The sequence below is a fragment of the Reyranella sp. genome (assembly GCF_044224635.1).
Taxonomy (GTDB): Bacteria; Pseudomonadota; Alphaproteobacteria; order Reyranellales; family Reyranellaceae; genus Reyranella.
Genome location: NZ_JBGAKA010000032.1, coordinates 16,860 through 43,401 on the forward strand (window position 1 = coordinate 16,860; position 26,542 = coordinate 43,401).

At 67.5% G+C, this 26,542-nt stretch carries 30 protein-coding genes; 16 read left to right on the plus strand and 14 right to left on the minus strand.

Going from position 1 to position 26,542, the window contains the following annotated elements; genetic code table 11:
• Positions 1 to 3: 3 nt before the first annotated feature.
• From ACILR9_RS24480 to ACILR9_RS24490, 3 genes are read right to left on the minus strand one after another with little or no spacing between them, the layout of a single operon-like run.
• Positions 4 to 786, minus strand: a complete 783-nt coding sequence (locus ACILR9_RS24480) for a 3-hydroxybutyrate dehydrogenase (RefSeq protein WP_395712587.1) — start codon at positions 784 to 786, stop codon at positions 4 to 6.
• A gap of 45 nt (positions 787 to 831) precedes the next feature.
• The gene (locus tag ACILR9_RS24485) at positions 832 to 1,590 is read right to left on the minus strand and encodes an acetoacetate decarboxylase (RefSeq protein WP_395712588.1); all 759 of its coding nucleotides are present in this window, start codon (positions 1,588 to 1,590) and stop codon (positions 832 to 834) included.
• Positions 1,587 to 2,777, minus strand: a complete 1,191-nt coding sequence (locus ACILR9_RS24490) for a patatin-like phospholipase family protein (RefSeq protein ID WP_395712589.1) — start codon at positions 2,775 to 2,777, stop codon at positions 1,587 to 1,589. Before ACILR9_RS24490 ends, ACILR9_RS24485 begins: the two co-directional genes overlap by 4 nt.
• 327 nt (positions 2,778 to 3,104) lie before the next feature.
• On the opposite strand from ACILR9_RS24490, the gene ACILR9_RS24495 reads away from it, so the two are divergent.
• From ACILR9_RS24495 to ACILR9_RS24520, 6 genes are all read left to right on the plus strand, one after another.
• Positions 3,105 to 4,043: a hypothetical protein gene (locus ACILR9_RS24495; protein ID WP_395712590.1), complete on the plus strand. Its 939-nt coding sequence runs from the start codon at positions 3,105 to 3,107 to the stop codon at positions 4,041 to 4,043.
• Positions 4,040 to 4,492, plus strand: a complete 453-nt coding sequence (locus tag ACILR9_RS24500; protein WP_395712591.1) for a lasso peptide biosynthesis B2 protein — start codon at positions 4,040 to 4,042, stop codon at positions 4,490 to 4,492. The genes ACILR9_RS24495 and ACILR9_RS24500 overlap by 4 nt, the downstream gene beginning before the upstream one ends.
• A gap of 2 nt (positions 4,493 to 4,494) precedes the next feature.
• Entirely contained in the window at positions 4,495 to 6,309 is a 1,815-nt protein-coding gene (locus ACILR9_RS24505; protein WP_395712592.1) for an asparagine synthase-related protein, read from the plus strand.
• Between the two features lie 47 nt (positions 6,310 to 6,356).
• Positions 6,357 to 6,632, plus strand: a complete 276-nt coding sequence (locus tag ACILR9_RS24510; RefSeq protein ID WP_395712593.1) for a PqqD family protein — start codon at positions 6,357 to 6,359, stop codon at positions 6,630 to 6,632.
• A 104-nt stretch (positions 6,633 to 6,736) separates the two neighbouring features.
• Positions 6,737 to 6,913, plus strand: coding sequence for a hypothetical protein (locus ACILR9_RS24515; RefSeq protein WP_395712594.1), 177 nt, complete (start codon positions 6,737 to 6,739; stop codon positions 6,911 to 6,913).
• Positions 6,914 to 7,006: 93 nt separating this feature from the next.
• A complete protein-coding gene (locus ACILR9_RS24520; RefSeq protein ID WP_395712595.1) occupies positions 7,007 to 8,239 on the plus strand; it encodes a nucleotidyltransferase family protein in 1,233 nt (410 codons plus the stop codon).
• Here ACILR9_RS24520 and ACILR9_RS24525 read toward each other — a convergent pair whose 3' ends face one another.
• Positions 8,240 to 9,355 carry an LLM class flavin-dependent oxidoreductase gene (locus tag ACILR9_RS24525; RefSeq protein ID WP_395712596.1) on the minus strand — a complete coding sequence of 372 codons (1,116 nt, stop codon included), beginning with the start codon at positions 9,353 to 9,355 and terminating at the stop codon, positions 8,240 to 8,242.
• Positions 9,356 to 9,477: 122 nt separating this feature from the next.
• Between ACILR9_RS24525 and ACILR9_RS24530 the strand changes: the two genes are divergently transcribed.
• The 3 genes from ACILR9_RS24530 (at position 9,478) to ACILR9_RS24540 (ending at position 11,754) form a co-directional block, all read left to right on the plus strand.
• Positions 9,478 to 10,092 (plus strand): outer membrane lipoprotein carrier protein LolA, encoded by a 615-nt coding sequence (locus ACILR9_RS24530; protein ID WP_395712597.1) that lies wholly within the window; start codon positions 9,478 to 9,480, stop codon positions 10,090 to 10,092.
• 49 nt (positions 10,093 to 10,141) lie between these two features.
• The gene (locus ACILR9_RS24535; RefSeq protein ID WP_395712598.1) at positions 10,142 to 10,663 is read left to right on the plus strand and encodes a GNAT family N-acetyltransferase; all 522 of its coding nucleotides are present in this window, start codon (positions 10,142 to 10,144) and stop codon (positions 10,661 to 10,663) included.
• 164 nt (positions 10,664 to 10,827) lie between these two features.
• Complete coding sequence (locus ACILR9_RS24540; RefSeq protein WP_395712599.1) at positions 10,828 to 11,754, plus strand: DMT family transporter; 927 nt, start codon at positions 10,828 to 10,830, stop codon at positions 11,752 to 11,754.
• Here ACILR9_RS24540 and ACILR9_RS24545 read toward each other — a convergent pair.
• Complete coding sequence (locus ACILR9_RS24545) at positions 11,735 to 12,079, minus strand: YkvA family protein (RefSeq protein ID WP_395712600.1); 345 nt, start codon at positions 12,077 to 12,079, stop codon at positions 11,735 to 11,737. The genes ACILR9_RS24540 and ACILR9_RS24545 overlap by 20 nt on opposite strands.
• A gap of 81 nt (positions 12,080 to 12,160) precedes the next feature.
• Between ACILR9_RS24545 and ACILR9_RS24550 the strand changes: the two genes are divergently transcribed.
• Positions 12,161 to 12,922, plus strand: a complete 762-nt coding sequence (locus ACILR9_RS24550; protein ID WP_395712601.1) for an SDR family NAD(P)-dependent oxidoreductase — start codon at positions 12,161 to 12,163, stop codon at positions 12,920 to 12,922.
• Between the two features lie 19 nt (positions 12,923 to 12,941).
• Positions 12,942 to 13,307: a hypothetical protein gene (locus tag ACILR9_RS24555; RefSeq protein WP_395712602.1), complete on the plus strand. Its 366-nt coding sequence runs from the start codon at positions 12,942 to 12,944 to the stop codon at positions 13,305 to 13,307.
• A 6-nt stretch (positions 13,308 to 13,313) separates the two neighbouring features.
• Here ACILR9_RS24555 and ACILR9_RS24560 read toward each other — a convergent pair whose 3' ends face one another.
• The gene (locus tag ACILR9_RS24560; RefSeq protein WP_395712603.1) at positions 13,314 to 13,928 is read right to left on the minus strand and encodes a hypothetical protein; all 615 of its coding nucleotides are present in this window, start codon (positions 13,926 to 13,928) and stop codon (positions 13,314 to 13,316) included.
• Between the two features lie 107 nt (positions 13,929 to 14,035).
• On the opposite strand from ACILR9_RS24560, the gene ACILR9_RS24565 reads away from it, so the two are divergent.
• The 3 genes from ACILR9_RS24565 (at position 14,036) to ACILR9_RS24575 (ending at position 16,559) form a co-directional block, all read left to right on the plus strand.
• Positions 14,036 to 14,278, plus strand: coding sequence for a DUF3297 family protein (locus ACILR9_RS24565; protein ID WP_395712604.1), 243 nt, complete (start codon positions 14,036 to 14,038; stop codon positions 14,276 to 14,278).
• 13 nt (positions 14,279 to 14,291) lie between these two features.
• Positions 14,292 to 15,230, plus strand: coding sequence for a TAXI family TRAP transporter solute-binding subunit (locus tag ACILR9_RS24570; RefSeq protein WP_395712605.1), 939 nt, complete (start codon positions 14,292 to 14,294; stop codon positions 15,228 to 15,230).
• A gap of 126 nt (positions 15,231 to 15,356) precedes the next feature.
• A complete protein-coding gene (locus ACILR9_RS24575) occupies positions 15,357 to 16,559 on the plus strand; it encodes an ISAzo13 family transposase (RefSeq protein ID WP_395712654.1) in 1,203 nt (400 codons plus the stop codon).
• A gap of 62 nt (positions 16,560 to 16,621) precedes the next feature.
• On the opposite strand, the gene ACILR9_RS24580 is transcribed toward ACILR9_RS24575, so the two are convergent.
• Positions 16,622 to 16,945: a 4a-hydroxytetrahydrobiopterin dehydratase gene (locus ACILR9_RS24580; protein ID WP_395712606.1), complete on the minus strand. Its 324-nt coding sequence runs from the start codon at positions 16,943 to 16,945 to the stop codon at positions 16,622 to 16,624.
• 42 nt (positions 16,946 to 16,987) lie between these two features.
• Between ACILR9_RS24580 and ACILR9_RS24585 the strand changes: the two genes are divergently transcribed.
• Entirely contained in the window at positions 16,988 to 18,517 is a 1,530-nt protein-coding gene (locus ACILR9_RS24585; protein WP_395712607.1) for an ABC transporter substrate-binding protein, read from the plus strand.
• On the opposite strand, the gene ACILR9_RS24590 is transcribed toward ACILR9_RS24585, so the two are convergent.
• The 4 genes from ACILR9_RS24590 to ACILR9_RS24605 all read right to left on the minus strand — a co-directional run bounded on the left by ACILR9_RS24590 (position 18,518) and on the right by ACILR9_RS24605 (position 22,457).
• On the minus strand, positions 18,518 to 19,471 hold the full coding sequence (locus ACILR9_RS24590) for an ABC transporter ATP-binding protein (RefSeq protein ID WP_395712608.1): 954 nt from the start codon (positions 19,469 to 19,471) through the stop codon (positions 18,518 to 18,520).
• On the minus strand, positions 19,468 to 20,424 hold the full coding sequence (locus tag ACILR9_RS24595; RefSeq protein ID WP_395712609.1) for an ABC transporter ATP-binding protein: 957 nt from the start codon (positions 20,422 to 20,424) through the stop codon (positions 19,468 to 19,470). Before ACILR9_RS24595 ends, ACILR9_RS24590 begins: the two co-directional genes overlap by 4 nt.
• Positions 20,421 to 21,284, minus strand: coding sequence for an ABC transporter permease (locus tag ACILR9_RS24600; RefSeq protein WP_395712610.1), 864 nt, complete (start codon positions 21,282 to 21,284; stop codon positions 20,421 to 20,423). The genes ACILR9_RS24595 and ACILR9_RS24600 overlap by 4 nt, the downstream gene beginning before the upstream one ends.
• 255 nt (positions 21,285 to 21,539) lie before the next feature.
• Positions 21,540 to 22,457, minus strand: a complete 918-nt coding sequence (locus tag ACILR9_RS24605; RefSeq protein ID WP_395712611.1) for an ABC transporter permease — start codon at positions 22,455 to 22,457, stop codon at positions 21,540 to 21,542.
• 167 nt (positions 22,458 to 22,624) lie between these two features.
• Here ACILR9_RS24605 and ACILR9_RS24610 point away from each other — a divergent pair, with 167 nt between their 5' ends.
• Positions 22,625 to 23,080, plus strand: coding sequence for a metallopeptidase family protein (locus ACILR9_RS24610; protein WP_395712612.1), 456 nt, complete (start codon positions 22,625 to 22,627; stop codon positions 23,078 to 23,080).
• A 357-nt stretch (positions 23,081 to 23,437) separates the two neighbouring features.
• On the opposite strand, the gene ACILR9_RS24615 is transcribed toward ACILR9_RS24610, so the two are convergent.
• From ACILR9_RS24615 to ACILR9_RS24625, 3 genes are read right to left on the minus strand one after another with little or no spacing between them, the layout of a single operon-like run.
• The gene (locus ACILR9_RS24615) at positions 23,438 to 24,847 is read right to left on the minus strand and encodes a DUF1254 domain-containing protein (RefSeq protein ID WP_395712613.1); all 1,410 of its coding nucleotides are present in this window, start codon (positions 24,845 to 24,847) and stop codon (positions 23,438 to 23,440) included.
• The gene (locus ACILR9_RS24620; protein ID WP_395712614.1) at positions 24,844 to 25,386 is read right to left on the minus strand and encodes a mismatch-specific DNA-glycosylase; all 543 of its coding nucleotides are present in this window, start codon (positions 25,384 to 25,386) and stop codon (positions 24,844 to 24,846) included. The genes ACILR9_RS24615 and ACILR9_RS24620 overlap by 4 nt, the downstream gene beginning before the upstream one ends.
• Positions 25,361 to 26,332, minus strand: coding sequence for a Bug family tripartite tricarboxylate transporter substrate binding protein (locus ACILR9_RS24625; RefSeq protein WP_395712615.1), 972 nt, complete (start codon positions 26,330 to 26,332; stop codon positions 25,361 to 25,363). Before ACILR9_RS24625 ends, ACILR9_RS24620 begins: the two co-directional genes overlap by 26 nt.
• Positions 26,333 to 26,542 lie beyond the last annotated feature (210 nt).

Sequence of the window (26,542 nt, forward strand, 5' to 3'; positions counted from 1 at the left end):
ACCCTACTGCATGAACCAACCGTGGCTCACCACCATCGACTGGCCGCTCAGCGCCGTGCTGCCGGCAGCGGCGAAGTAGAGGACGGCGTCGGCCACCTCGTCGGTCGTGGTGAACTGGCCGTCGATCGTGTCCTTCAGCATGACGTGCTTGATCACGTCCTCCTCGCTGATGCCGAGCTCCTTGGCCTGCTCGGGGATCTGCTTGTCGACCAGCGGCGTGCGCACGAAGCCCGGGCAGACCACGTTGGCCGCCACATTGTACTCCGCACCCTCCTTGGCCAGCACCTTGGCCAACCCGATGAGGCCGTGCTTGGCGGTGACGTAGGGCGCCTTGAGCTTGGAGGCTTCCTTGGAATGCACCGAGCCCATGTAGATCACGCGGCCGTACTTGGCGGCGTACATGTGCTTGAGGCAGGCCTTGGTGGTGAGGAAAGCGCCGTCAAGATGGATGGCGAGCAGCTTCTTCCAGTCGGCGAAGGGGAAGTCGACCAGCGGCTTCACGATCTGGATGCCGGCGTTGCTCACCAGGACGTCGATGCGGCCGTACCTCGCCATGGTGTCGGCGACGCCCTTCTCGACCTGGGCCTCGTCGACGACGTTCATGGCGACGGCGAACGAATCGCCGCCCTTGCCCTTGATCTCCTGAGCCGTCGCGTTCGCGGCATCCAGGTTGAGATCGGCGATGACCGGGATGCCGCCCTCGGCAGCGAAGCGCAAGGCGATCTGCTTGCCGATGCCGCTCGCGGCACCCGTGACGATGGCGACCCTACCTTTGAAACGGGACATGGCTTTTTCCTTCCGAGCGAATTGAGAGCGGGAGAATCGACAGGATCAAGGCTTGGCAAGGTAGTCGAACACCACCTCGCCGAGACCCAGGGTCAGGTCGGTGACGAAATGGCTGGCCGACACCACCTCGCGCACCGGCAGGCGGCAGACGTCGCACATCGCGTGCTCGAACAGCTGCAGCGCCGCCGGACCGGTCCAGGCGCCCTTCAGCGTCACGTCCTCGACGTAGTAGCGCACCAGCTCGCAGATGCGCGGCGTGCAATCGACGTGCGGGATGATCTTGATCATGAAGTTGGGCTTGGCGAGGCTCTTGAGCAGCGGCGCGTGCTCGAGCTCGTGGTGCTTGTAGCCCATGGTGGCCGAGACGCAGAGCACCGATCCGTAATGCAGGGTGCACACCAGGGTTTCGCTTTCGTGGACGATCCTCGGCGTGGCAAGCTTCTTGGGGAAGCCCCAGATCTCGCGGCCGCCGGCGATCGGCGAGTTGTCGTCGAGATACATGGCGTGCACGTAGCCGCCTTCCTGCACTGTGCCGTCCTTGGCGGTGAAGCGCACCGGGATCACCTGGCCGGTCTCTGTGTAGTCGCCGAAGCCGGTCGAATCGGGCATGCGAATGAACTCGTAGTTCACCGTGTCGCCGATCACCTCGAGGGGCTCGGGCACGACGGCGCGCAGCGCCTCCGGGTCGGTGCGGTAGGTGATGACGACGAATTCGCGGTTGTAGAATTTGTATGGACCCCGCGGATAGGCGGGGTTGTTGAGCGGCATGGCGAATGCCTTGGCGCGGACGTCAGCTAGCTTCATTTCTTCGCCTCTTTGGATTCACGGCCCTGTACGGCCAGATCGAACGTGAACACTCCGTCGGGACTTTCCGGTCGCTGCAGCACCTCGGGATGACGCAGCGTGAGCTGCATGTCGTTGTAGCCGGACTCCCAATGCTCGCTCATCGTGCGACGCGAGAATTCGTAGTCCTTCGACGATCCCTCGTAGCTCTGCGCGCGGTAGATCGTATGAATGATGTTGTACACCTTGGTGTCGGCCTCCTGCGCCAGAAGCTCGGCTTCCGGCGACTGCCGCACCTCGCTCGGCATGTCGGCCAGGATCTTGGCGGCGGCGCGCCGGACCGCTTGCATGCGGCGGAACTGGTCGGTGCCGGCACGGGTGCGGCTCGAGTATCGGATGTCCTTCATGCGGACATCGACCTCGATCATGTCGCGCGGCAACGCGCCGCGCGCGCTCCACAGGTCGACCTGGAAGGCGAGCGTGTCCAGGCGCGGCCGCGCGTCGAGCACCCATTGCAGGGGCGTGTTGGAGACGACGCCGCCATCCCAGTAGTACTCGCCGTCGATCTCGGTGGCGGGGAAGCCTGGCGGCAGCGAACCGCTGGCGATCACGTGCTGTACCCCGATCTTGTGGGTGGTGTTGTCGAAATAGATGAAGTTGCCGGTCTTGACGTTGGTCGCGCCGACGCTGAAGCGCGTGTCCTTGCCGTTGATGCGATCGAAGTCGACCAGCTTCTCGAGCAGCGCCTTGACCGGCGCGACATCGTAGAAGGACAGCACGTCCGGCGTACCGAGCGGCGTGAAGACCGGCGGCGGCACGCGCGGCGTGAAGAAGTTCGGGGCGCCCCACATCAGCGTGCCGACCGAGCGCCACTGGTTGATCATCATGTGCACGAAATCGTCGGTGATCTTGTATCCGCGTAGCGGGTGAAGGCCCAATGGCGGTTCCGTGACGGTTTCCCAGAAGGTACGCAGGCGCTCGACCCGCCGCTCCGGCGGGTTGCCGGCGATCAGCGCCGAGTTGATGGCGCCGATCGAGATGCCGGCCACCCAGTCGGGATGCAACCCGGCCTCGGCCAATGCCTGGTAGACACCGGCTTGGTAGGAGCCGAGCGCGCCGCCGCCCTGCAGCAGCAGTGCGACACGTTCGAAATCGGGCCGCACTGGCGCGCCGTTCGGCCGGGCGCCCGTCGCCGATGGGGAACTCATGGGCTCTCTCCTTCGCTGCCTGCCTCCGCGAGGATGGTCTCTGCCGTGTCGGCCGGACCATGGCAACGTGGAATCCGACGCGGCCTGCTCCAAGCAGACGGCGTGCCAGCCACACTTTCCTCCCCAGCTTCGCTGGGGAGGTGTCCGCGTAGTCGCGGACGGAGGGGTCATGAGTCACGTGAGGAGGCCTCTGACCCCTCCGTCGCGTATGACGCGACACCTCCCCAGCAAAGCTGGGGAGGAGAATGAGATGAGCGCCTCCACCAGCCCTCATCATCGATGCGCGACTTGGCGACAGGCTGTAGTCTGCCCGGCCAAGGGGATCCCGTGCGACGTGTCCACCGCTATGCCGTGTATGGCGATTGCATCGAGAGCGGCTTTTGCCTGGCCACGCTCGGCGCCGCGCTGCCCGGTGCCTGCCGCGATCCGGTGTTCCTCGAGCAGGCCGACGATGCCTTCTTCGCCAGCCGGCGGCCGGCGCGGCCGAAGGGCGAGGTGGACTGGCTGCGCCATGCCATGCTGGCCGACGGCAGCGTCTACATCAGCGACGACGAGGTGTTCGAGACGGTGATCTCGGCCGATGGGCGGCGGGTCCTGTGCGCCCGGCGCGGCGATGTCGACGTCAGGTCGTTCGAAGCGTCGCTGCTCAATTTCGCGCTGGGTACGTCGCTGACCCTGCGCGGCGAGGAGCCGCTCCATGCTACCGTCGTCGAGCTGTCGGGACAGGCGATCGCCCTGCTCGGCGCCAGCGGCGCCGGCAAGTCGACCCTGGCGGCCTATCTGGTGGCTGACGGCGCCGATCTGGTGACCGACGACATGCTGCGGATCGCCTTCACCGGCGATCACGCGCTCGCTTATCCGGGACCTCATCGCCTGAAGCTGTTCGACGAGCCGGCGCGCCGGTTGCTGCCGGGCGCGGCCGTACAGGGACATTTTTCGGCGCTGAGCGGGAAGGTGCTGATCGAGCCGCGTGCGACGCCGGCGGCGCCGGAGCCGCGCCGCCTGGTTGCCCTGTTCCTGCTGGCCGCCGCCGACGAGCGATCGGCGGTTCGCCCCACGGCGCGCCGCGTGACCGGTGCCGAGGCGATCAGGCTGCTGATCGGGTCGGCCATGGATATTCGCAATGCCGCGCCGGAGCGGCTGGCGCGGCAGCTGCGCTTTGCCGAGCGCACCGCCGGCCTCCTGCCGGTCTACGAGCTCGTCTATCGCCGCGACTACGACCTGCTCGCCGGCGTCGCCGACGAAATCCGGCGAGCGATCCGATGATGACGCCGCTCGCGGCCTTTCTCGCCCTGCCCCGCTGCGATCGCCGCCTGCTGCTGCGCGCCCTGACGACGCTCGTCGGCGTTCGTCTCGCGCTTCGCATCGTGCCGGTCGATCGCCTGCGCCGCCGGGTCTGCCGCACACGGCCGTACGCCCGTCCGGCCGAGCGCATCGCCTGGGCGGTGCGGACCGCGTCGCGTGGGCTGCCGGGCACCACGTGTCTTGTCTCCGCGCTCGCCGCGCAGCGCCTTCTGGCGCGCGATGGCCACGATTGCCAGCTCACCATCGGCGTCGCCCGCAACGAGCGCGGCCTGGCTGCCCACGCCTGGGTGATGTGCGACGGCGTCACCTTGGTGGGCGGCGAGGAAAGCGCCGGCTACACGCCGCTGATCGCCTGGTCGTCGGACGTTTCCGCGCGGCAGCCGGCCAGTACCGTGCGCGACCGGTCCTGAGCATGTTCGCTGTGGTCGTCGGGGGCGACCGAACGGCGGTTGCCACCGGCGCCGCCGGCGATGACGGCGTGAACGATCACGTCGTGCAAGTTCGCGACCGGCAGCCGCATGTGGTCATGCTGAGCACCCCGGCCGCCGGTCGCGACTCCGACCCCGAGGCCAGCGGCATCGTGCAGCTCGCCGGCCGCTTCTGGCTGGTCGGCCGCATCCGCCTCGACGCGCGCCGGGCGCTGCAGGACAGGCTTGCGCAACGAACCGGAGAGTTCCATCGCAGCCAGAGCGATGCGCTGCTCTGCCTGCGCGCCTACGCCGCGTGGGGCGAGTCCTTCATCGCCGAGCTGGCGGGCGATTTCTGCTTTGCCCTGTGGGACGACGAACGGCGATGCCTGCTCGGTGCGCGCGATCGCCTGGGCGTGCGGCCGCTGTTTCATGCCCGCGCCGGCAGCCACGGGCTGATGGTGAGCGATTCGCTCGCCTGGCTTGCCCGACGTCTCGCCGCGGACCGCGACCTCGACGAGCTGTGGATCGCCGATTTCTTGTGCGTCGGCTACAGCCGCGACGCCGATCGCACGGTCTATAGCCGGATCAACCGCCTGCCGCCGGCTCGTCTTCTTAGTTTCGCAGGTTCCGAACCGCTGGTGCGGCGCTATTGGCGGCTCGAGCTCGACGAGCCTCTCCGCCTCGATGGACGAGGTTACGTCGAGCGGTTCCTCGACGTGACGGGGCAGGCGATTGCCGACCGGCTGCCTGACGGGCGTGTCGGCATCGCGATGAGCGGCGGTCTCGATTCGACGACGTTGGCCGCCTGCACCGTCCACGCGAGCGGCGATCCCGCGCGAGTCGTCGCCGAGTGCTTCCACTACGAGACGGCGATGCGCGACGAGGAGAAGCACTTCGCCTCCCTGGCCGCCCGCCAGCTCGGCATCGAGCTCAAGCTGCGCGTCGCCGACGATCTCACCTACGATGCGGCCTGGCGCACGCGAGGATTTCCGTCGGTCGAACCGTCCCTGTCGATCACACGGGCGGAGCTCGACCGGCGAACTGCCCTCGCTCAGGCAGACTTGGCACCCGTCTGGTTCTTCGGCGAAGGACCGGACAATGCACTCGTCTACGAGCGCAACGCCTACCTCGCCTGGCTGCTCGGCCGCCGCGATTGGCCGCGCCTCGCCGCGGCGACGCTTTCGAGCCTGCTGGCCAAGGGAGCCGACGGTTGGGGCTCGACCCTGGCGCGCCTGATCGGCCGGCGCGCCGTCGCGGCCGGATTGCCGGCCGTGCCACCCTGGCTCGATCGCGGTCTCGTCGAGGCGCTGAGGCTGGAGGAGCGCCAAGCCGGCGAACGCCAAGCTGGCAAGACGAAGGAGCGTCACCCGTGGCATCCCGAGGCAATCGCCTCGTTCAACGATGCGATCTGGCCCAGCCTGCTGGAGGAGTTCGATTTCGACGCGGCGCTGTCGCCGCTCGTCTGGCGCCATCCCTACCTCGATCTGCGCGTGCTCGAATTCCTGCTGTCGGTTCCGCCCGTGCCGTGGGCGCGGCGCAAGCTCCTGCTGCGCCGGGCGATGCGCGATCGACTGCCGCACGCCGTGCTCGAACGCCGCAAGGCGCCGCTGGCGCAATCGCCGTTCGTCGAGCCGCTGCGCCGGCACGGCCTGCCGGACCTGTCGCCGGGTGGGCCGCTTGCCCGTTTCGTCGATGTCCGTCAGGTGCCGGTCGTTGCGGCTTGCCCGGCCGGCGATCTCAACCGCCTGCTCGCCGTGCACGCGCTCGATCACTGGCTATTGGCGTCGCCGCTTGCGCCCGCACAGTCGGGCCGGTAGGAGCCCCTTTCCAGTGAAGGGAGGAGATGCAGGCGATGGCGAGCGCCATGAGACCGTCGACGGTCATCAAGCGATCGGACAATCAGGTGTTCTGCGTGCTCGATGACGAGGTTGCCCTGCTCAATCTCGATCGCGCGCACTATTTCGGCCTGAACGATACCGGTGCCCATATCTGGCAGAGCCTCGAGACACCGCGCTCGGTCGCCGATTTGTGCCAGGACGTTCTCGCTCACTTCGAGGTCACGGCCGACATCTGTCGCCAGGACGTGCTGGACTTTCTGGCCAGCATGCAGGAAGCAGGCCTGATCGAGACGGTCGACTGACAGGCAGAAACCTGTTGCGGGCTCACTGCAAGATGAACAGTATTGGCCTGTGGAACACGGACGATCGCCGCGCACACCGATGGATTGAAACGACGGATCTCATCATGGAAGCCCAGCCCCAGGAACAATCCGCTTCTGCCAGCGAGGCCAAGATCGTCCGCAAGCCTTATCGGGCGCCGATCGTCGTCCCGTGGGGATCCTTGCGCGACGTGACCCAGGCCGTCGCGGCCCAAGGTGCATCGGACGGCGGCACCAGGTCGAACAAGCGCGGCACGCGCTGACGCGAGCGGGACGTTCGTGCCGGCTGGCATCTTGATGCCATCCTGAGTCCTAAGCTCGAGCGGGAGGTCTTCCCGGAATTCAGGAGCGGCGTGATGGTGTCGCCGAAAGCTCGCGCCTGCAGCGCCGAGTTCGACGCACTCTGCCTGCTGGTGCGGCCCAAGCCCGACCCGATTCGGGCGGGGCAAGCCCTGCAGGCCGGGGCGGACGTCGCAACCCTGTGCCGGCTCGCCGGCGAGCACAGGGTTCGACCTCGGATGATCGAAAGTCTCGGTCTGCTGTCGGGGCTCGAGCTTCCCGTTGCGATCAGATCCTCGCTCGAAGCCTTTCGTCGCCTGCACTGCGTGCGCGTGCTGTCGCTGGTCCAGGAGTTGCGCCGCCTGGGCGCCGCGCTCGGTGCAAACGGCGTGTGCTATGCGACCTTCAAGGGGCCGACCTTGGCGGCCCGCCTGTATGGCGATGCGGCCGGCCGCGAATACAGCGACATCGACCTGATCGTTCCGCACGCCCAGTACGAAAGCGCCGAGCAGACCCTTGCAGCACTCGGCTATCGCGGCGTGCAGGGCGATCGCGCCTTCCGGCAGGCCTTTCTCGCTCACCTGCGCCAATGCGCCTTCGCTCATCCCGATGTCGACGCGACCGTCGACCTGCATTGGGATTTTCGCGGCATCCATCTGCCGTTTCCGCTGTCGCCCGACGAGATCTGGGAGCAGTTGGAGCCCTTCACCATCGCCGGCACGAGCGTGCCGACGATCGGCGGCCTCAACCTCGCGCTAGTGCTGGCCGGTCACGGCACCAAGGAGGCGTGGCGCAGCCTCGACTGGATCTGCGACGTCGCCATGCTGGTCGATAAGTGTCCCGATCTCGACTGGCTTGAAGTCCACCAGCGCGCTCGGCGGCACCGGTGCGGCGATTCGGTGCTGCTCGCCTGCACCCTGGCCGACCGGCTTCTGGGCACGCCGCTGCCCGCGCCGCTGGCAGAGCCGCTTGCCGCGAGCGCCCGCGTGCCGCGTCTCGCCGGTGCGTTGATCGAGGAGTTGCGGCAGGGTCGTGCGCAGGCGCAGCTTCGGGAAGGGGCGACCGACCTCGATCTGTGCGAGACGCGCGGCGCTCGCCTCAAGGCCCTGCTGACGCTCGCGCTCGCGTGCACGGCCGGCGACTATGCAGCGTTGCCGCTGCCGCAGCCGATGTGGCCGCTCTACCACGCCATCCGTCCGTTCCGCCTGGTCGGCAAAGGGCTGCTTGCGCTCGCCGCTCCGGCGAAGCTGTTGCGGCGCGGACCGATCTCTCATGTTCCCCGTCATACGGGGGAGGAATATGAAAAATGACTACTCCGCCGCCACGGCGAAGCGCAGGTCGGGCAGGGCGCGCGAGCGGTCGATGGCGGTGCCGGCGTCGAACGCCTTGAGCTCGGGCATCACCGCGCTCGCGAACAGCCGCATGTTGCGCGCCGCCTCCTCGTGCGGCATGCCGGCGTAGGAGAACACGCCGACGAATCCCGAATTGTTGGTCTGCTTGTGGATCGTCATGATCTTCTCGTGGACCTGCTCAGGCGTGCCGTAGACCTGCAGGTCGGCGAAGAACTCGATCGCTTTCTGGTCGCCGTAGACCGCGAGCTTCTCGTTCATCTTGGCGTAGTACTCGTAGCCGCGCTGGTTCTTCATGTGCGCGCCGGCGAACTGGTAATGGTCGAGCACCGTCCGGTAGTAGCCGCCGATGTAGCGCATCGCCATCTCGCGCGCCCGCTCGGCGCTCTCGTCGACGAAGATCCAGCCGGCCGAGATCGGCTGCGGCGCGTCGGTGCCGTTGATCTCGCGATAGAGCTGGTTGTACTCGGTGAGCTCCTTCTCGACCTCTCGCCACGGCTTCTGCGGGATGATCAGCAGGCCGACGCCCAGGCGGGCCATGATGCGGGCGCTTTCGGGACTGACCGCGGCGGCATAGCTGCGGCCGCGGAAGCTCTTGTAGGGCGCCGGCCGGATCGCCGTGGGCGGCTGGCGGTAGTGCTTGCCGTGGTATTCCATGATGCCCGTTTCGAGACCGCGCAGCAGCGCCTCGCCGTATTCGACGAACAGCTCGCGGCTGTCGCCCATGTCGAGGCGGAAGCCGTCGAACTCGACCTTGCCCGCGCCACGACCGAGACCGAGGATCATGCGGCCACCCGAGAGATGGTCGAGCATCGAGATCTGCTCGGCCACCCGCATCGGATCGTGCCACGGCAGCACGACCACCATCGAGCCCAGCCGGACGTGCCGCGTGCGGCCTGCCATGTAGGACAGGAACTGCACCACGTCGGGGCACATCGTGTAGTCGGTGAAGTGGTGCTCGACCGACCAGATCGAGTCGAAGCCCAGCGGCTCGGCCATGTCGGCCAGCGCCAGCTCGTTGAGATAGATCTGGTGGTCGCTGAGCGCCCGGCCCGTGTTCTGGAAGACGGCGGCCATTCCAACATGCATTGCACAATCCCTCCCGACGAGTCCTGGTATGGTAAACGGGCGTTTACCTGCTTGGGAAGAGGCCAGCCGGGGAACTTGAAACCGCCCGATTCGTTCGACATATCGAAACCATGCGCATCTTCTTGACGGCTGTCCTGGCCACCATCCTCCTGGCGCTCGGCGCTTCCCTGCCGGCGCAGGCGCAGACCGGCGTTCCCGAGTTGGAGAAGTACATCAACTCGATCCGCACGATGAAGGCTCGCTTCGTGCAGAGCAATCCCAACGGTTCGGTCGTGCAGGGCAACCTTTACGTCCGCCGGCCCGGCCGCATGCGCTTCGAGTACGATGCGCCCTCGCAGCTCAAGATCGTCGCCGACGGCTACCAGGTGACGATGTGGGACCCGGCGACGCGAGATTTCGGCCAATGGCCGATCGGCTGGACCGCGGCATCTTTCCTGGTCAAGGACCCGTTGTCGCTGTCAGGCGACCTGCGCGTCGAGAAGATCGACCGGGTCAACGGCCTGCTCGAGTTCACCATGTTCCAAACCCGCAAGCCGAAGGAAGGCAAGGTGATCGTCCGGCTGGCCGAGAATCCCCTGGTGCTGCGCGGCTGGACCATCATCGACGAACGGGGCCACCAGGTCACCGTGTCGCTGAACGACACGCAGACCAACGTCCAGCTCGCCGATTCGCTATTCAAGAACGACAGCCCCGATCCCGCATCGATACGGCGCCAGCCCAACTGACGCGCTATAAGCCCCGCGTGAGCAGGAAAGAACGCGGGGAACAAGGGCTGTGACTGGCTTGATCGTGCGGGCTTCGACCGAGGCCGATGTCGCACGCTGCATGGAGATCTATCGACATCATGTGCTGCACGGCACGGCGTCCTTCGAGATCGACCCGCCCGATCTCGACGAGATGAAGCGCCGCCGCGCCGCCGTGCTCGATCTCGGCCTGCCGCATCTGGTGGCGGAGCGCGACGGCCGCGTCATGGGTTATGCCTATGCCGGCAACTGGCGGCCCCGACCGGCCTACAAATACTCGGTCGAGGATTCGATCTACATCGACAAGGACGCAGTCGGGCAGGGCGTCGGCAAGGCGCTGCTGCCGGTGCTGATCGAGCAGTGCACGGCGGCCGGCAAGCGCCAGATGGTCGCGGTGATCGGCGATTCGGCCCAGACGCCGTCGATCCGCCTGCATGCCTCCTGCGGCTTCGAGATGGTTGGCACGCTGAAGAACATCGGCTTCAAGTTCGGCCGCTGGCTCGACTCGGTGCTGATGCAGCGCGCGCTGGGCGCCGGGTCGGCGCTGCCGTAGCGTTTCATCGACCTCCCCAGCAAAAGCTGGGGAGGAGAACGAGGTGATGGGTTAGTGTCGGCCGATGCGAGGACGATTGTCAGGCAGGCTCATGATCTTGATCGATTGTTTCGACCGCGGCGCCGACTTCCCTCCGATGTGCAAGATCTAGCGCGGCGGCAGGCATGCTCGACTGGCTGCGACGCCTGCCGCCGAACGTCCAGGGCGCCTTCTGGCTGGTGACGGGCGGGTTCATCTTCACCGCGACCAGCGCCATGATCCGGCTGCTGTCGACCCAGATCGAGAGCGTGCAGACGGCGTTCTTCCGCGCCGTCATCTCGGTCGTCATCCTGTTGCCCATCATCGCCGCCGGCAAGGTCAAGCCGTGGCAGAGCAAACGCATCGCCGGGCACTTCTGGCGCACCTTCATGGGCACGCTGTCGATGGTGCTGGGCTTCTATGCGGTGTCGATGCTGCCGTTGGCCGATGCCACCGCCATCGCCTTCTCGCAACCGCTGTTCTCGGTGGTCGTCGCTGCCCTGATCGCCGGCGAGAAGGTGCGCTGGCGGCGCTGGAGCGCCACCATCGTCGGCTTCATCGGCGTGCTGGTGATGGTGCGGCCGGGCGAGGGCAGCCTCCAGGCGGGCGCGCTGGTGGCGCTGGCCAACGCCGCCACGGTCGCGCTCTCGATCCTGCTGGTGAAGCGGCTCTCCAATTCGGAGACTCCGCTCATGATCCTGACCCAGTTCGCGATCTTCTCGACCATCCTGCTGTTGCCGCCGGCGCTCTGGGTGTGGCGCTGGCCGGACGCGTGGGGCTGGGTGCTGGCGGTCGGCGTCGCGCTGTCGGCCACGGTCGGCCAGTATTTCTGGGTGCAGGCCTTCAAGGCCGGCGAGATGTCGGCGGTGGCGCCGTTCGAGTATCTGCGCCTGCCTTTCGCGGTGTTCGTCGGCTGGCTGATCTGGGACGAGATCCCCGTCATCTGGACCTATGTCGGCGCCGCCATCGTCATCGCCTCGGCACTTTACATCGCCCATCGCGAGCACCAGCTCGCCAAGGAGCGCCGGCTGCGCGAGCAGCAGGCGGTGTCGATCAAGCCGCCTTCTGCCTGAAAAGCCAAGTGCGCGCCCGCTCGCGATGCGCCTCGGTGATGTGCATCCGGGCGGCGGTGAAGGCGGCCAGCAGCACCGCGGCGTCGTCAGTGAAGCCCAGGCCAAGTAGAAGGTCGGGGATAGCGTCGAACGGCAGCACGAAATAGGCGAGGGCGCCGAGCAAGGTGGCCCTGATCGGCATCGGTGTCGCCGAATCGGTGGCGCAATAAAAAGCGGCGACGGCATCCTCGGTGAAGGGCACGCGGCCCAACGTTTGGCGTGCCTTCCGCCAGAAGCCCTGCCGCACCATCGCCTCGTTCTGGCCAAATTCGCCAGCGTCGCTCATGTCCTCGTACTTGGTCGGCGCCGGGCGGCTTGGCAAGAGGGCCGAGCATGGTAAAAGCCGGTCTGCAGGGAGACCATACGGATGAACGTCAAAGGGCAGGCTGCCATCGTCACGGGCGGCGCATCGGGATTGGGCGGTGCCACGGCATCGGCGCTGGCGGCGGCGGGCGCCAAGGTGGCGATTTTCGATCTCCAGGACGAGCTGGGGGCCGCCAAGGCAGCCGAGATCGGCGGCCTTTTCGTCAAGACCAACGTCGCCGAAGGGCCCGGTACGGAAGCCTCGATCAAGACAGTGGTCGAGAAGCTCGGCGTGCCGCGGGTGGTGGTGAATTGCGCCGGTATCGGCCGCGCCGCCCGTACGGTGTCGAAGTCGGCACCGCACGACCTTGCGATGTTCAGCCAGGTGATCCAGGTCAACCTGATCGGCACCTTCAACGTCATCCGGCTGGCCGCCTTCGCCATGGGCCAGTCCGAGCCGATGGACGACGGCGAGCGCGGCGTCATCATCAACACCGCCTCGGTGGCCGCCTTCGAGGGCCAGATCGGCCAGGCGGCCTATTCGGCATCGAAGGGCGGTGTGGTCGGCATGACCCTGCCGATCGCCCGCGATCTGGCCGGTCTCGGCATCCGCGTCTGCACCATCGCGCCCGGCCTGTTCCTGACCCCGATGATGATGGGCTTGTCGGCAGAGGCGCAGAAGAGCCTGGGTGCGCAGGTGCCGTTTCCCTCACGCCTGGGCGATCCCAAGGAATACGCCCAGCTCGCCATGCAGATCGTCGAGAACCGCATGCTGAACGGCGAGGTCATCCGGCTGGATGGCGCCATCCGCATGGCGCCGCGGTAGGGCGGCTGGCGCGCCTGCGATGCGTTGGCTGGAAATGACCGCCCTGGCGGCCGCCGTGGCCGCGCTGTCCGGCCCGGCGATGGCCGAGGCCCGCTGGCTCGACTGCAAATACACCGACACCCGTCGCGGCGTGACCAATCGATTCGCCATGATGTTCGACGACCTGCGCAACGTCGCCTATCTGCTCGAGGGCGGCCGGCTGATCGAGGGCAACCAGACCAGCATCACCTACCAGGCGCTGCGGACCCGCTTCCCGCCCTTCCTGCTCACCTACAACAGGAATGACGGGGCGTTGTCGGTCACGCCGCTGGAGGGGACGGCGGGCGGCATCCTGACCGGCGATTGCCGGCGCATCGCCCCGCCGCCCGGCGCGCCGAGCCCGTAGGCCTCTTTACTTGTAGAGGTCCTCGAAACGCTCGCAGCGCAGGTCGGCGATGCTGTTCTCGGTCGCCTGCTGGCCCGGCGTGGTCTGGCCGTTGCAGGTGAAGCGGATACGGAGCGACTTCACCTCCTTGTCGGGCATGCCGAAGATGTAGGCCATCGCCGGCACCTGGCAGCGGGTCGAGCTGTCGCCGCAGATGTCGCGCACCTGCTGGGTGACGTCGATCGTCCTGCCGGCGCCGCCGGAGCCCCAGGTCGCCTCGAGGACCTGGATGGTGCGCGGAACCAGCGGTTGCTGGCCGACGCAGGCCATCCTGACCTTGAGGCCCTGCGGCGCCACTGCCGACAGCACGAAGCGCTGCGGCTGGCAGCTCCACACCACCGTCAGGCGCTTGTTGAGGTCGGGCCTGGAGTCGTTGTAGTTGGCGGCGTTGGCGAAGACGTCGCATTCGTAGCCATTCGGGCAGCTCACCAGGCTGGTGACGTCGGCCCGCGGCCCGGCTTCCGGCAAGCCCCAGAAGGCGCGTTGCAGCGCTGCCGTCGATTGGACCCGCTGATAGCTCTCGCACGCCACGAGCGCGGCGATGCAGAGACCCGCGAGGATGATTAGGCGACCCCAAGCCATGACTACCCCGATTGCCCTGTAACGTCGGAAAGACCCTAATCCGCGGGCTGTCTGCGGGCAACGGGACAGTGGGCTCGCTCGCCGCCCGAGGCTGCTATAGTCGGGGCATGACCGACACAGCCCTCCCCGATCGTCTTTCGACCAATCCCAAGAGCCCCCATTACGACGAGGCGCTGCTGGCCCGTGGAATCGGCATCCGGTTCGACGGTCAGGAGAAGACCAATGTCGAGGAGTATTGCGTGAGCGAAGGCTGGATTCGCGTCGCCGTCGGCAAGACGCTCGACCGCAAGGGCAATCCGCTCACCATCAAGCTCACCGGCAAGGTCGAGCCCTATCTCGAAAAGCCCTGACCATGGGGGGCGCATGCCTCTGCGCAGACAGGTTCTCGCCGCTGCCGCCGCCCTCGCGGCCGTGCCGGCCGCGGCCCAGGCAATGAAGATCCGCCTCGGCACGGCGACGCCGGGCGGCGGTTTTCCGGTGTATGGCGCCGCCTTCATCGAGGGCGTGCGGCGGATTGATCCGGCGCTCGAGATCGAGGCGATCAACACCAAGGGCAGCACCGAGAATGTGCCGATGCTGGAGGCGGGCGCGCTCGACATCGCCCTGATCCAGGGCGAGGTGGCGCACGAAGCGCTCGCCGGAATCGGCCGGCCGCCGGCTGACCTCCGGATCGTCACCGCGATGTATCCCACCGCCGGCATGTTCGTGGTGCGGGCCGATTCAGCCTTTCGCACTGTCGCCGATCTGCTCGGCAAGCCGGTGGCGTGGGGCGCCCAGGGTTCCGGCCTGGTGATCCTCGGCCGCTATGCCATGGACGGGCTGGGCTACGACGCGGCCAAGGATTTCCAGCCGATCTATCTCGAGCGCGCCGGCGACGGACCGGCCATGGTGCTCGATGGTCGGGCGGCCGCCCTGTGGGGTGGTGGCGCCGGCTGGCCGGGCTTCATGGCCGTGGCCCGCAGCGAGCCGGGTGCGCGCTTCATCGCCCCGGACGCAGACGGCGTCCGGCGTATCCTGGCCAAGCATGGCTTCCTCAAGGAAGTGACGCAGCCCGCCGGCAGCTTTCCCGGCCAGAGTGCCGCGATCGCCTCGGTCAGCTCGTGGAGCTTCGTCATGGCGCGCCCCGGTCTCGACGAGGCGATTGCCCATCGGCTGGCCAAGGCGCTGGGCGAGCTGGCCAGGGCCGGCAATCCGCCAGCCCAGCTGGCCGACACGACGCCGGCCAACACCGTCGAGGTGGCGCCGGCCGGCCGCCTGCATCCCGGCGTCGTGCGCTATTTGAAAGAGGCCGGGCTGACGTAAGGGCCTGTCACGAAATAATCGAATCGAAACGGGTTGAACAACGCATTTAACGAATCAACTAAAATAAGTCAGGTCGGCGAGCAATGCGATATCTTGTAGGGCGTGATCGACGCTGACGCCATTCGTATGCGCTACGAGGCCGTGGCTGGCCATCTCGATGAGCGAGGACTGCGGCTGTTTGCTGCGAGTGAGGCGCGCGCCGCCGGGCGGGGCGGCATCGCCTTGGTGTCGCAGCTTACTGGCATCGCACGCAGCACGATCGGACGAGGGCTGAAGGACCTCGACAGGGAAGCGGCGGAATGGCCTCACGGCCTGATCCGTCGTAGTGGCGGTGGGCGTAAAGCAGCAAGCGTCGAACAACCTGGCTTACGCAAAGCCTTGCTGCGCCTGGTGGCGTCGGCCACGCGCGGTGATCCGCAGGCCGACCTGCTGTGGGTCAGCCGCAGCCACCGGCATCTGTCGGCGGCGCTCGCCGAGCAAGGATATCGCGCCAGCCGCAGCCTGGTCAGCCGCCTGCTCAACGACCTCGGCTTCAGCCTGCAAGCCAACGCCAAGACCCGTGAAGGCAGCCAGCATCCCGATCGCGACGAGCAGTTCCAGCACATCAACGATGCCATCGAGCGCTTTCGACGTGGCAAACAGCCGGCCATCTCGGTCGACACCAAGAAGAAAGAGCTGGTCGGCGATTTCAAGAACAACGGTCGCGAGTTGCGGCGCAAGGGCCGGCCCGAGGCGGTCCGCGTCCACGACTTCGTCATTCCCGGCAAGGGCAGAGCCATCCCCTATGGGGTCTACGACATTGCCGCCAATGAAGGCTGGGTCAGTGTCGGGGTCGATCACGACACCGCCGCCTTCGCCGTCGAGAGCATCCGGCGCTGGTGGCAGTGCATGGGTCGCAAGCGCTATCCCGCCGCCACGCGCCTGCTGATCACCGCCGATTGCGGCGGCAGCAATGGTGCGCGCGTCAGGCTATGGAAGGTCGAGCTGCAGAAGCTCGCCGACCAGACCGCGCTGACGATCTCGGTCGCTCATCACCCGCCCGGCACCAGCAAATGGAACCGCATCGAGCATCGTATGTTCGCCTTCATCAGCCAGAACTGGAGGGGCAAGCCCTTGCTCACTCACAAGGTCATCGTCCAGCTCATCGCCGCCACCAAGACCACCTCGGGTCTCAACATCGCCTCTGCCATCGACGGCTCCCAATATCCCAAGGGAGCCAAGGTCTCCGACTGCGAGATCGCAAATCTCAAGATCAGATACGACGCTTTTCATCCTGAATGGAACTACACCTTCGTCCCACGGCGGCCTCCCAGTGACTCCACGAAATGAAGCACTTATTTCGTGACAAGCCCTAAGGCGGCTCATGGCTGGGAGCGCGCCACGTCTGCCCTCTACGCCACCGAATCGATGAATCTCGCCAGCGCCACGTCCTTGTCGCTGAGGCCGCCGGCATCGTGGGTCGACAGCACGATCTCGATCCGGTTGTAGACGTTCGACCATTCGGGATGATGGTCGGCCTTCTCGGCGGCCAGCGCCACCCGGGTCATGAAACCCCAGGCCTGGTTGAAGTCGGCGAACTTGAGGCTGCGCTGGATGGCGTCGCGGCCGGGAACCTCCTTCCACTGCCTGAGCGAGGCGAGGGCGGCGGCGCGGGCTGGTCCGGTGAGCTTGGCGGTCATGGCGGTCCTCCTGCTGTGGCGCGAAGCTTGCCTCATTCGCGGCCGTGGGCCTAGGCTCCGCCAGCTTCAGGAGGAACCGTGAAGAAATTGATCCGCCGCACCGCAATTCTGGCCGCCGCGTCGCTCGCCGTGGCGCCTCAGGCCTTCGCCCAGAAAAGCGCCGACACCCTGCGCATCCAGTTCGTCGATGCCGTGCCCAACATCGACATGTACTTCAACAGCCAGCGCACCGGCCTGATCCTGGCGCATCAGGCCTGGGACATGCTGGTCCATCGCGATCCGGGGACCTTCGAGATCAAGCCGGCGCTCGCCACCGACTGGAAGTTCGCCGAGGACAACTCGCTCGATCTCACGATCCGCCAGGGCGTGAAGTTCCACGACGGCAGCACGCTCACCGCCGACGACGTGGTCTACACCATCAACATGGCGGCCAACCCCGACAGCAAGGTCGCGACGCCCTCCAACTACGCCTGGATCGACAAGGCCGAGAAGACCGGCGACTACAGCGTGCGCATCAAGATGAAGCGGCCGACGCCGGCCGCGCTCGAGTATCTGGCCATGGTGACGCCGATCCATCCCAAGGCTTACCGCGAGAAGGTCGGGCCGGAAGGCTTCGCCGCCAAGCCGATCGGCGCCGGGCCCTACAAGATCGTCAAGAACGAGCAGGGCAAGGAGGTCGTGTTCGAGCGCTTCGACGATTACTGGGCGGGCTCGCCCAAGGGCAAGCCGGCGATCAAGACGCTGCACGTGCGCTTCGTGCCCGACCTCGCCACCGAGGTCACCGAGCTGCTGGCCCAGCGCACCGACTGGATCTGGAACATCAATCCCGACCAGATCGACGCCATCAACAAGACGCCGCATCTGCAGGCCGTCCGCCAGGAATCGATGCGCATCGGCTATCTCTCGATCGATGCGGCCGGCCGGTCCGCGCCGGGCAATCCGCTGACCAACCTCAAGGTACGGCAGGCGATCTGGCATGCCATCGACCGTCAGACGATGGCCGACAAGCTGATCACCGGCGGCAGCCGTGTGCCGATCGCGCCCTGCTTCCCGAGCCAGTTCGGCTGCGATGCCGATGCCGCGGTGAAATATCCCTACGATCCGGCCAAGGCCAAGGCGCTGCTGGCCGAGGCAGGCTTTGCCAACGGCTTCGACATCGAGCTCTTGACCTATGTTGCGGTGACATCGTGGACCGCGGCGATCCAGAACTATCTCCAGGCGGTCGGCATCCGGGCCAAGATCAACCAGATGCAGGTGTCGCCGGCGATCCAGAAGGCGTGGCGCGGCGAGGCGCAGCTCTATCACGGCAGCTGGGGCAGCTACTCGATCAACGACGTCTCGGCGATCTTCCCGGTGATGTACGGCAAGGATGCCAACGACAACTACTCGCGCGATCCCGAGCTCGAGAAGCTGGTCGCCGACGGCGGCAACACGTCCGATCCCGCCGCCCGCAAGAAGGCCTACTCGGCCGCCGTCAAGCTGATGACCGAGAAGGCCTACTGGCTGCCGCTGTTCACCTACGTCAACGCCTACGCCTTCTCCAAGCAGCTCGAGTTCAAGACCTTCCCCGACGAGCTGCCGCGCTTCTACTTCGCGAAGTGGAAGTAGCTACGGCACCAGCAGGCATTCCACCCCGCCCGCCGGTCGTGGCTTGAGCGGCGGAATCTCGACCCCGCAGCGCGGCTCGGCGATCGGGCAGCGCGGGTGGAAGCGGCAGCCGGTTGGGATATTGGCCGGGTCGGGCAGGGTCTCGCCCAGGCCGACGTCGGGCACGCCGAGCCCCGGCTCGGGCGTCAGCACGGAGGCGAGCAGCGCCTTGGTGTAGGGATGCTCGGGCGTGCGGAACAGGGTCTCGGTCGGCGCACGCTCGACGAAGCGGCCGAGATACATCACGGCCACCTCGCTCGCGACATGCTCGACCACCGCGAGGTTGTGGCTGATGAACAGATAGGTGAGGCCGAGATCGCGGCGCAGCTCGGCCAGCAGGTTGAGGATCTGCGCCTGCACCGAGACGTCGAGCGCCGAGGTCGGCTCGTCGCACACCACGATGCGCGGGCGCAGCACCAGGGCACGGGCGATGGCGACTCTCTGGCGCTGGCCGCCGCTCAGCTCGGTCGGACGGCGCTGGCCCATCTCGCCCGACAGGCCGACTCGCGCCAGCATCTCGTCGACGCGGCGCGCGATCTCGGCACGCGCGAGATCGCCCTGCGCCTCGAGCGGCATGGCGACGATGTCGCGCACCCGGGCCAGCGGATTGAGCGAGGCGAAGGGATCCTGGAACACCGGCTGGATCAGGCGGGCGCGGGCGCGCCGGTCCATTGCCGTGACGCGCTGGCCTTCGACGGCGATGTCACCGGCGGTCGGCTCGAGCAGGCCCAGGATCAGGCGCGCGAGGGTGGACTTGCCGCAGCCCGACTCGCCCACGATTCCCAGCACGCCACCGGCCGGCACGGTGAAGGAAACGTCGTCGACCGCCACGACATGGCGATCGGCGCCCAAGAGGCCGCCCTTGATGCGGAAGGTCCGGCGGACCTGGCTGACCTCGATCGCGTTCGTGCTCATGCCGGCAGCCGGCACAGGAATTCGTGGGCCGGCCCGGCGGCGTGGCGCGGGATCGCGCCGCGGCAGGTTTCGTCGGCGAAGTCGCAGCGCTCGCGGAAGGCGCAGCCTTCGAAGCCCGGGATGACGCGCGGCACGGTGCCGCGAATCGAGCCCAGCGGCTCGTCGCGCCTGATGCGTCCGGGCACCGGCACGCAGCGCAGCAGGCCCTGCGTGTAGGGATGGCGCGGCCTGGCGAACAGCTCGGCCGTCGCCGCGCTCTCGACGACCTCGCCGGCATACATCACCGAGACGCGATGGGCGACGCGCGCCACGATGCCGAGATCGTGGGTGATCAGCAGCATGCCGAGGCCGAGATCGCGCTGCAGCTGGGCGAGCAGGCGCAGGATCTGGGCCTGCACCGTGACGTCGAGCGCCGTCGTGGGCTCATCGGCGATCAGCAGCCTCGGCTCGCACATCAGCGCCATGGCGATCATCACCCGCTGGCGCAGGCCGCCCGACAGCTGATGCGGGAACTGGCCGAGCCGGAGGCCGGGCGCGGTGATGCCGACGCGTGCCAGCAGGTCGGCGGCGCGGTCGGTGGCGGCGCGCTGGCTGGCCCGGCGATGGCGGCGCAGCACCTCGGTCATCTGCGAGCCCACCGTGTAGGCCGGATTGAGCGAGGTCATCGGCTCCTGGAAGATCATGGCCATCTGGTTGCCGCGCAGATGCGCCATGCCCGAGTCGGAAAGGCGCAGCAGGTCCTGACCTTCGAAGGCGAGCCGTTCGGCGCTCCGCCGGGCGCCGCGTGCCAAAAGGTTCATGACGGCGAGCGCGGTCACCGATTTGCCACAGCCCGATTCGCCCACCAGGCAGTGGGTCTCGCCGCGCTCGACGGTGAGCGAGGCGCCGCGTACCGCCGCGGTGCGGCCGCCGAAGCTCACCTCGAGCCGGTCGACCTCGAGCAGCGCGCTCACGGATCGGATCTCGTGCCGAACATGTCGCGCAGGCCGTCCCCCAGCAGGTTGATGCCGAGCACGAGCACGAACAGGGCCACGCCGGGGATGACGATGACCCACGGGCTGAAGAACATGTAATCCTTGGCCTCGGCGATCATCAGGCCCCACGACGGCAGCGGCGGCGGCACGCCCAGGCCGAGGAAGGAGAGGGCGGCCTCGAGCAGGATGGCGAGGGCGATCTCGAGCGTCGCCACGACGACGAGATGGCTGGCGATGTTGGGCAGCACCTCGCGCGCCAGGATGCGAAAGCGCGAGCAGCCGGCGCACCAGGCGGCGGCGACGAAGTCGAGATGGCGCACCTGCATGGTGGTCGAGCGCGCGACGACGGCGAAGCGGTCCCACAGCAGCAGGCCGAGGGTCAGCACCAGCAGCGTCATCGAGCTGCCGAGCAGCCCGACCACGGCCAGAGCCACCAGCACCACCGGGATCGACAGGCGCGTCGTGATGGCGAACAGCACGGCGTCGTCGACCCGCCCGCCGACGAAGCCGCCCAGCACGCCCAGCGTGATGCCGATCAGGGCCGACACGATCGTCACCGTGACGCCGATCAGCATCGAGATGCGGCAGCCCCAGATCAGGCGCGAAAGATAGTCGCGGCCGAGCTGGTCGGTGCCGAGCAGGTGGCCAGGCACATGGCCCTCCATCCAGAACGGCACCAGCAGGCGCTTGCCGAGATCCTGGGCGAACGGGTCGTACGGCACCAGCAGGGGGGCAAAGACGGCGCAGATCGCAGCGATGCCGACGATTGCCGCGCCGAACCAGGTGGCGAGGCTGCGCCAGCCGCGTCTGGGGCCGGCCGTGACTGTGGCGACGCTCATGGCGATGGGCTCACGTGTCGCTCAACCAGGCGGGGTATTCGCATATGGCAAAAGATACTGTCATCCCGAGCGCCGCCGCCCAATTCGGCGCTGTCTGCAGCGCCTTTGGCGGCGCAGTCGGGGGATCTTGCTGCTGATGCTGCAAGAAGCGAGGTCCCTCCACTACGCCTCCCTTCGACTGCGCTCAGGGCAGGCGCTGCGCTCGGCTTCGGCCGGGATGACGGAGTCTTGGTCATGTGCGTATGCCCCGCTCGCTCAGGGGCCGCGCAGGCGTGGATCGAGGACGGCGTTCATCAGGTCGGCCAGCATGGTGAGCGCGACATAGATCACCGCCAGCACCAGCACGACCGCCTGCACGACCGGGAAGTCGTTCTTGCCGATGCTCTCCCAGGCGAGGAAGCCGACGCCGTGCAGGGCGAACACCTGCTCGATCACGATCGAGCCCCCGAGCATGAAGCCGAGCTGCACGGCCGCGATCGCGACGACCGGGATGGCCGCGTTGCGCAGCGCGTGCTTGAGCAGGATGGAGGCGCGCGACAGGCCCTTGGCGCGCGCCGTGCGGATGTAGTCCGAGCCCATCGACTGGATCATGCCGGCGCGCGTGAGCCGCGTCAGCGCCGGGACCGCCGAGAAGGCGAGCACGATGCCCGGCATGACGTAGTGCTGCCACGAGCCGGTGCCCGAGATCGGCAGCCAGCCGAGCTGCAGGCCGAACGTGATCATCAGCAGCAGGCCGAGCCAGAATGACGGCATCGCCTGGCCGAGCAGAGCGACCAGCTGCACGACGCGATCGAGCGCGGTGTTCTCGCGCACCGCCGCAAGGATGCCGAGCGGCAGGGAGATCACCAGCGCGATCACCAGGCCGGTGAGACCCAAGGTCAGCGTCACCGGCATGCGCTCGGCGATCAGCGAGGAGACCGGCGCCTTGAAGAAGTAGCTGCTGCCCAGGTCGCCCGTCAGCGCGCGGCCGACCCAGTCGAAGAACTGGATCACAAGCGGCCGGTCCAGGCCATAGGCCTTGCGCACCGCCTCGACATCGGCTTGCGTGGCGTTCGGGCCGGCGATGGAGATCGCCAGATCGCCGGACAGGCGTGTCAGCACGAACGCCAGAGTCATGACCGTGATCGCGACGAGGATCGCGACAGTCAGGCGTCTCATGAGGAATTGCAGCATGCGGACGCGAGCTTAGAGGGGAATGCGCCGCCATGCGACTCTGCCGAAGTCAATGGCCGTTATGTGCCAGCGCTTCGCACCGCCGGTGGGATCGGGCACAGACTGGCGGCGAGGTCTGCGAATCCGGGCTCTTGGCGCGGAGCCTTCCGTCCTATATGGGGGGAGTCATGCCGGTCTTCACAAACCCGCGGCGCACGCCCTGCTTCAGCACGGCGCCGACTCTTGAGGACTTCGAGGCCATTGCCGCCGAGGCGCTGGCCACGATTCCGGAAGAGTTCCGCCGGCATGTCGGCAACGTGCGCATCCAGGTCGACGACTTCCCGTCGGACGATGTCGAGAAGCAGATGGAGCTCGACTCCTCGTTCGATCTGCTCGGCCTCTATCAGGGCGTTTCGATGATGGAGCGTGGCGCCGGCCATGTCGCCAACGACATCGATCGCATCTTTCTCTATCGCCGCCCGATCCTCGACTACTGGTGCGAATCGGGCGAGGACCTGCCGCACATCGTGCGCCACGTGCTGATCCACGAGATCGGCCACCATTTCGGCCTGAGCGACGACGATATGGAAGCGATCGAAGCCAAGGCCGAGGAAGAATCCCGCCGCGCCCAGCCGAACGCGTAGCGCTTGTCTTGTCATTCTCCTCCCCAGCCTCGCTGGGAGGTGTCTCGGTAATCCGAGACGGAGGGGTCATAGGCCCTCTTACGTGACTCATGACCCCTCCGTCAGCGTAAGACGCCGACACCTCCCCAGCGAAGCTGGGGAGGAGACTGAGAAGAGCGCCCCGTCACTGCTTCTCGCGTCGCCTGCAGCCTGCGACTCATATTCTCCTCCCCAGCTTCGCTGGGGAGGTGTCGGCGTCATCGCCGACGGAGGGGTCATGAGCCACAGCCGCGATGCTCATGACCCCTCCGTCGCCGTAAGACGGTGACACCTTCCCAGCGAAGCTGGGGAGGAGACTGAGAAGAGCGCCACTGTGCGCTACCCGACGCGCTTCACCGCGGGCACGCGATAGTGGCCTTCGACCAGGGCATCTTCCGGCTCGTACGCGCGCAGCACCAGGCGCATCGGTCCGGGAGGCGCCGGCAGCCAATTGGCTGCTGCCGGCGAGTCGACCGGTCGCTCGCGCTGCAGGTGGATCGTCAGCGAGCCGTCGGCGGCGGCCTGCAGCCCCGGCGTGCGATCGCCGATGGCATATCGGCCGATCGGGTTGTCGACGAAGAAGGCGCGACCCTCCAGCGTCACCTCGTACAGGGCGAGCGACCAGAAGGCACGCGCCGGCGGCCGGCCGTCGGCGGGAAAGGTCAGCGTGTAGCGGCTCGCGCCGGACAGGGGCCGGCCGGCGGCATCGGCGCTGCAGGTCATGTAGACCGCCTCTGCCGGCTCGAGCGCGCCCAGGCCGCTGAGGGCGATGAAGGCACGATAGAGATAATCGTCGCCGAACTTGCCGAGATGGCGCTCGCCATAGGTCCAGCCGTCGATCGTCGTGCCGTAGCGGCGGCCGGCAGTGCGGATCTCGGCGTGGCCCTGCTCGATGCCGGCAAGGATGGCGTTGCGCTCGCGCTCGCCGAAGGCACGCAGGTCGAACTTGCCGGGACGCAGCCGGAGCGGTGCGAAGCCTTGCAGCACCGTCTTGTCGCGCTCGCCGAGCGGGCTCTCGCCCAGCGCCCGCGCGCCGACGTTGAACAGGTCGAACGGGTCGTTGCGGTTGGGGGCCGGCCAGTCGGCCGCCGCCTCGGCCGGCGCGAAGGCTCGCTGGCGCATCAGCTCGCGCGTCTCCAGGATGCGACGCTCGTTGCGCATGTCGGGCGTCTCGAGCAGCACCCGCGCCTGAAGGGTGCTGATGCGGTCGAGCTCGCCCGGGCCGTCGACCAGCACGCGGCCGAGCAGCCACACCGAGTTGGTCGGCGCGCGCACCAGCTTGACCTCGAACGACGCATCGCCCTGCCAGGTCGGCCCGACGATCATGTGAGTCGGCGGCTGGCCTCCATAGAGGCGATGGCTCACCTGGGCGAAGGTGTTGGTGAAGAGATCGATGAACGTGTAGCTGTAATAGTGATCGCCGACCGGCGGCACGGTGAGGAACAACGGCTCGATCGCGAGGTCGAGCCAGGCCGACGAGTAGAGCGTGTCGTTGTTGGGCGTCGTGACCAGGCGCGCGTGATGATCGGCCAGCACGGGCACATGCAGGAAGCGGTTGAGCTTCTGGCGCAGCGGATTGCTCTCGTCGACAGTCGCCCGCCAGCGCGTGCGGTACATCTCGTAGAGCGGGAAGAGATAGATTGTCGCCTGCCGGGCGAGGTCGCGCAGCGATGCCGACGACTCCTGAGCGCGCGCGACGGCGGGGCTGGCGAGCAGGGAGGCGGTCAGGGCGCGCCGTCCGAGCCTCACGCTGCGCGCTCGCGCAAGCTCCGCCGCTCGGCCACGAACGCGGCCGCCTGGCGCCACGGCTCGATGGTCCAGAACGAGCGCGCGCGACCCGACGGCGAGGCCAGCACGAAGGCGACGGCGCCTTCGATCGCCTCCGGCTGGCGGCCGTAGGCCGGCGCCGTGATGGCGAGGCCGAGGGCGGCGGCATTCTTGCTGGTGAAGGCAATGGCGGCGGGCCGGAAGCGGCGCAGCTTGGCGCGCAGCGACGCCGGGTCCATCGCCCCGGCCGACAGCTCGTGGTCGGAGCCGTACTCGGTCTTGTTGAGGTCGGTGAGGCCGATGCCGAGAGTCAGCAGCTCGGGATAGCGGCTCGGCGCGAAGCGCTCTGGGGTGAGCCCGACGGCAAACAGCGTCGGCCAGAAGGCATTGCCGGGATTGGCGTAGTAGGCGCGCGCCTTGAACGAGGCCGGGCTCGGCGCCGTGCCGCAGAACACGAGGTCCAGGCCCGGCGCCAGCAGGTCGGGGACGAGATGCCTATTCCGGCTTGATGCCCGCGGCACGGATCACCTCGCCCCAGCGTGCGTGCTCTACCTTGATGAAGGCGTCGACCTCCGCGATCGGCATGGTCGCGCCGGGCTCGAAGCCGCCCTGCCGCATGCTGGCGATCACCTCGGGATCCTTCAGGGCGCGCTCGGTGGCGATGCGCAGCTTGTCCTTGATCTTGGCCGGCGTTCCGGCCGGCACCGCCCAGATCGACCACGACGTGACCACGAGATCGGGAACGGTCTCGACCAGGGTCGGGGTGTCGGGCGCGACCGTCGCGCGCTTGGCGCCGGTCGAGGCGATGGGCTTCAGCTTGCCCGCGCTTACCTGGCCCATCAGCGAATCGATGTTGGCGATGCACAGCGGCAGATGCCCGGCCAGCACGTCGGCCGCCGCTGCCGAGGCGCCGCGATAGCTCACCAGGGTGAGATCGGCGCCGGTCTTCTGCTTGAACAGCTCCATGGTGAGCGAGGGCGAGGCGCCGACGCCGGAGGAGCCGTACTGGTACTTGCCGGGCTCCTTCTTGGCGGCGGCGATCAGCTTGGGCACGGTGTCGTGCGGGAAGCTGGGATGGCAGCACAGCAGGTTGGGCTGCGTGCCGATCCAGGCCGCGGTCTCGAGATCGGTGAACGGGTTGTAGGGCAGCTTGCCGTAGAGGTTGGGCGCCACGGCATGGCTCGCGATGCCGCCCAGCAGCACCGAATAGCCGTCCGGTGGCGATTTGGCGACGTTGTCGGCCGCGATCGAGCCGCCCGCACCGGAGCGGTTGTCGATGACGAAGGTCTGGCCGAGATAGTCCTGCAGCTTGGCGCCCAGGCGGCGCGCGATGTTGTCCTGCGACCCGCCCGGCGTGAACGGGCAGACGATGCGCACGTTGCGCGTCGGCCAGTCGTCGCCCTGGGCAAAAGCTCGCGGCGCAAGCGGCAGCACGCCCAGGCTGGCCGTGAAATGACGTCTCCTCATGACTCCTACCTGTACTCTTGGGATTGGCCCCGTGACGCCGATGATGCATGACCGGCCGAGCGCGAACAATCCGCTGGTTCCCCCGGCAGGGTTCATCCTGCGCGCTCCCGGCCATGATTCCTTCACTCCGTATCGGCATGATCGTCGCACGGGGCTTCCTTTCCGACGTTCGGACCTGCCGCCTTGTCCACCCCCTGCTATGAGGCATGA

Bases quoted from the DNA above. Each gene is read 5' to 3' on its own strand.
- ACILR9_RS24480 (WP_395712587.1), bottom strand. From the start codon at position 786: ATGTCCCGTTTCAAAGGTAGGGTCGCCATCGTCACGGGTGCCGCGAGC.
- ACILR9_RS24485 (WP_395712588.1), bottom strand. From the start codon at position 1,590: ATGAAGCTAGCTGACGTCCGCGCCAAGGCATTCGCCATGCCGCTCAAC.
- ACILR9_RS24490 (WP_395712589.1), bottom strand. From the start codon at position 2,777: ATGAGTTCCCCATCGGCGACGGGCGCCCGGCCGAACGGCGCGCCAGTG.
- ACILR9_RS24500 (WP_395712591.1), top strand. From the start codon at position 4,040: ATGATGACGCCGCTCGCGGCCTTTCTCGCCCTGCCCCGCTGCGATCGC.
- ACILR9_RS24505 (WP_395712592.1), top strand. From the start codon at position 4,495: ATGTTCGCTGTGGTCGTCGGGGGCGACCGAACGGCGGTTGCCACCGGC.
- ACILR9_RS24510 (WP_395712593.1), top strand. From the start codon at position 6,357: ATGAGACCGTCGACGGTCATCAAGCGATCGGACAATCAGGTGTTCTGC.
- ACILR9_RS24515 (WP_395712594.1), top strand. From the start codon at position 6,737: ATGGAAGCCCAGCCCCAGGAACAATCCGCTTCTGCCAGCGAGGCCAAG.
- ACILR9_RS24520 (WP_395712595.1), top strand. From the start codon at position 7,007: ATGGTGTCGCCGAAAGCTCGCGCCTGCAGCGCCGAGTTCGACGCACTC.
- ACILR9_RS24525 (WP_395712596.1), bottom strand. From the start codon at position 9,355: ATGGCCGCCGTCTTCCAGAACACGGGCCGGGCGCTCAGCGACCACCAG.
- ACILR9_RS24530 (WP_395712597.1), top strand. From the start codon at position 9,478: ATGCGCATCTTCTTGACGGCTGTCCTGGCCACCATCCTCCTGGCGCTC.
- ACILR9_RS24540 (WP_395712599.1), top strand. From the start codon at position 10,828: ATGCTCGACTGGCTGCGACGCCTGCCGCCGAACGTCCAGGGCGCCTTC.
- ACILR9_RS24545 (WP_395712600.1), bottom strand. From the start codon at position 12,079: ATGAGCGACGCTGGCGAATTTGGCCAGAACGAGGCGATGGTGCGGCAG.
- ACILR9_RS24550 (WP_395712601.1), top strand. From the start codon at position 12,161: ATGAACGTCAAAGGGCAGGCTGCCATCGTCACGGGCGGCGCATCGGGA.
- ACILR9_RS24555 (WP_395712602.1), top strand. From the start codon at position 12,942: ATGCGTTGGCTGGAAATGACCGCCCTGGCGGCCGCCGTGGCCGCGCTG.
- ACILR9_RS24560 (WP_395712603.1), bottom strand. From the start codon at position 13,928: ATGGCTTGGGGTCGCCTAATCATCCTCGCGGGTCTCTGCATCGCCGCG.
- ACILR9_RS24565 (WP_395712604.1), top strand. From the start codon at position 14,036: ATGACCGACACAGCCCTCCCCGATCGTCTTTCGACCAATCCCAAGAGC.
- ACILR9_RS24570 (WP_395712605.1), top strand. From the start codon at position 14,292: ATGCCTCTGCGCAGACAGGTTCTCGCCGCTGCCGCCGCCCTCGCGGCC.
- ACILR9_RS24575 (WP_395712654.1), top strand. From the start codon at position 15,357: ATGCGCTACGAGGCCGTGGCTGGCCATCTCGATGAGCGAGGACTGCGG.
- ACILR9_RS24580 (WP_395712606.1), bottom strand. From the start codon at position 16,945: ATGAGGCAAGCTTCGCGCCACAGCAGGAGGACCGCCATGACCGCCAAG.
- ACILR9_RS24590 (WP_395712608.1), bottom strand. From the start codon at position 19,471: ATGAGCACGAACGCGATCGAGGTCAGCCAGGTCCGCCGGACCTTCCGC.
- ACILR9_RS24600 (WP_395712610.1), bottom strand. From the start codon at position 21,284: ATGAGCGTCGCCACAGTCACGGCCGGCCCCAGACGCGGCTGGCGCAGC.
- ACILR9_RS24605 (WP_395712611.1), bottom strand. From the start codon at position 22,457: ATGCTGCAATTCCTCATGAGACGCCTGACTGTCGCGATCCTCGTCGCG.
- ACILR9_RS24610 (WP_395712612.1), top strand. From the start codon at position 22,625: ATGCCGGTCTTCACAAACCCGCGGCGCACGCCCTGCTTCAGCACGGCG.
- ACILR9_RS24625 (WP_395712615.1), bottom strand. From the start codon at position 26,332: ATGAGGAGACGTCATTTCACGGCCAGCCTGGGCGTGCTGCCGCTTGCG.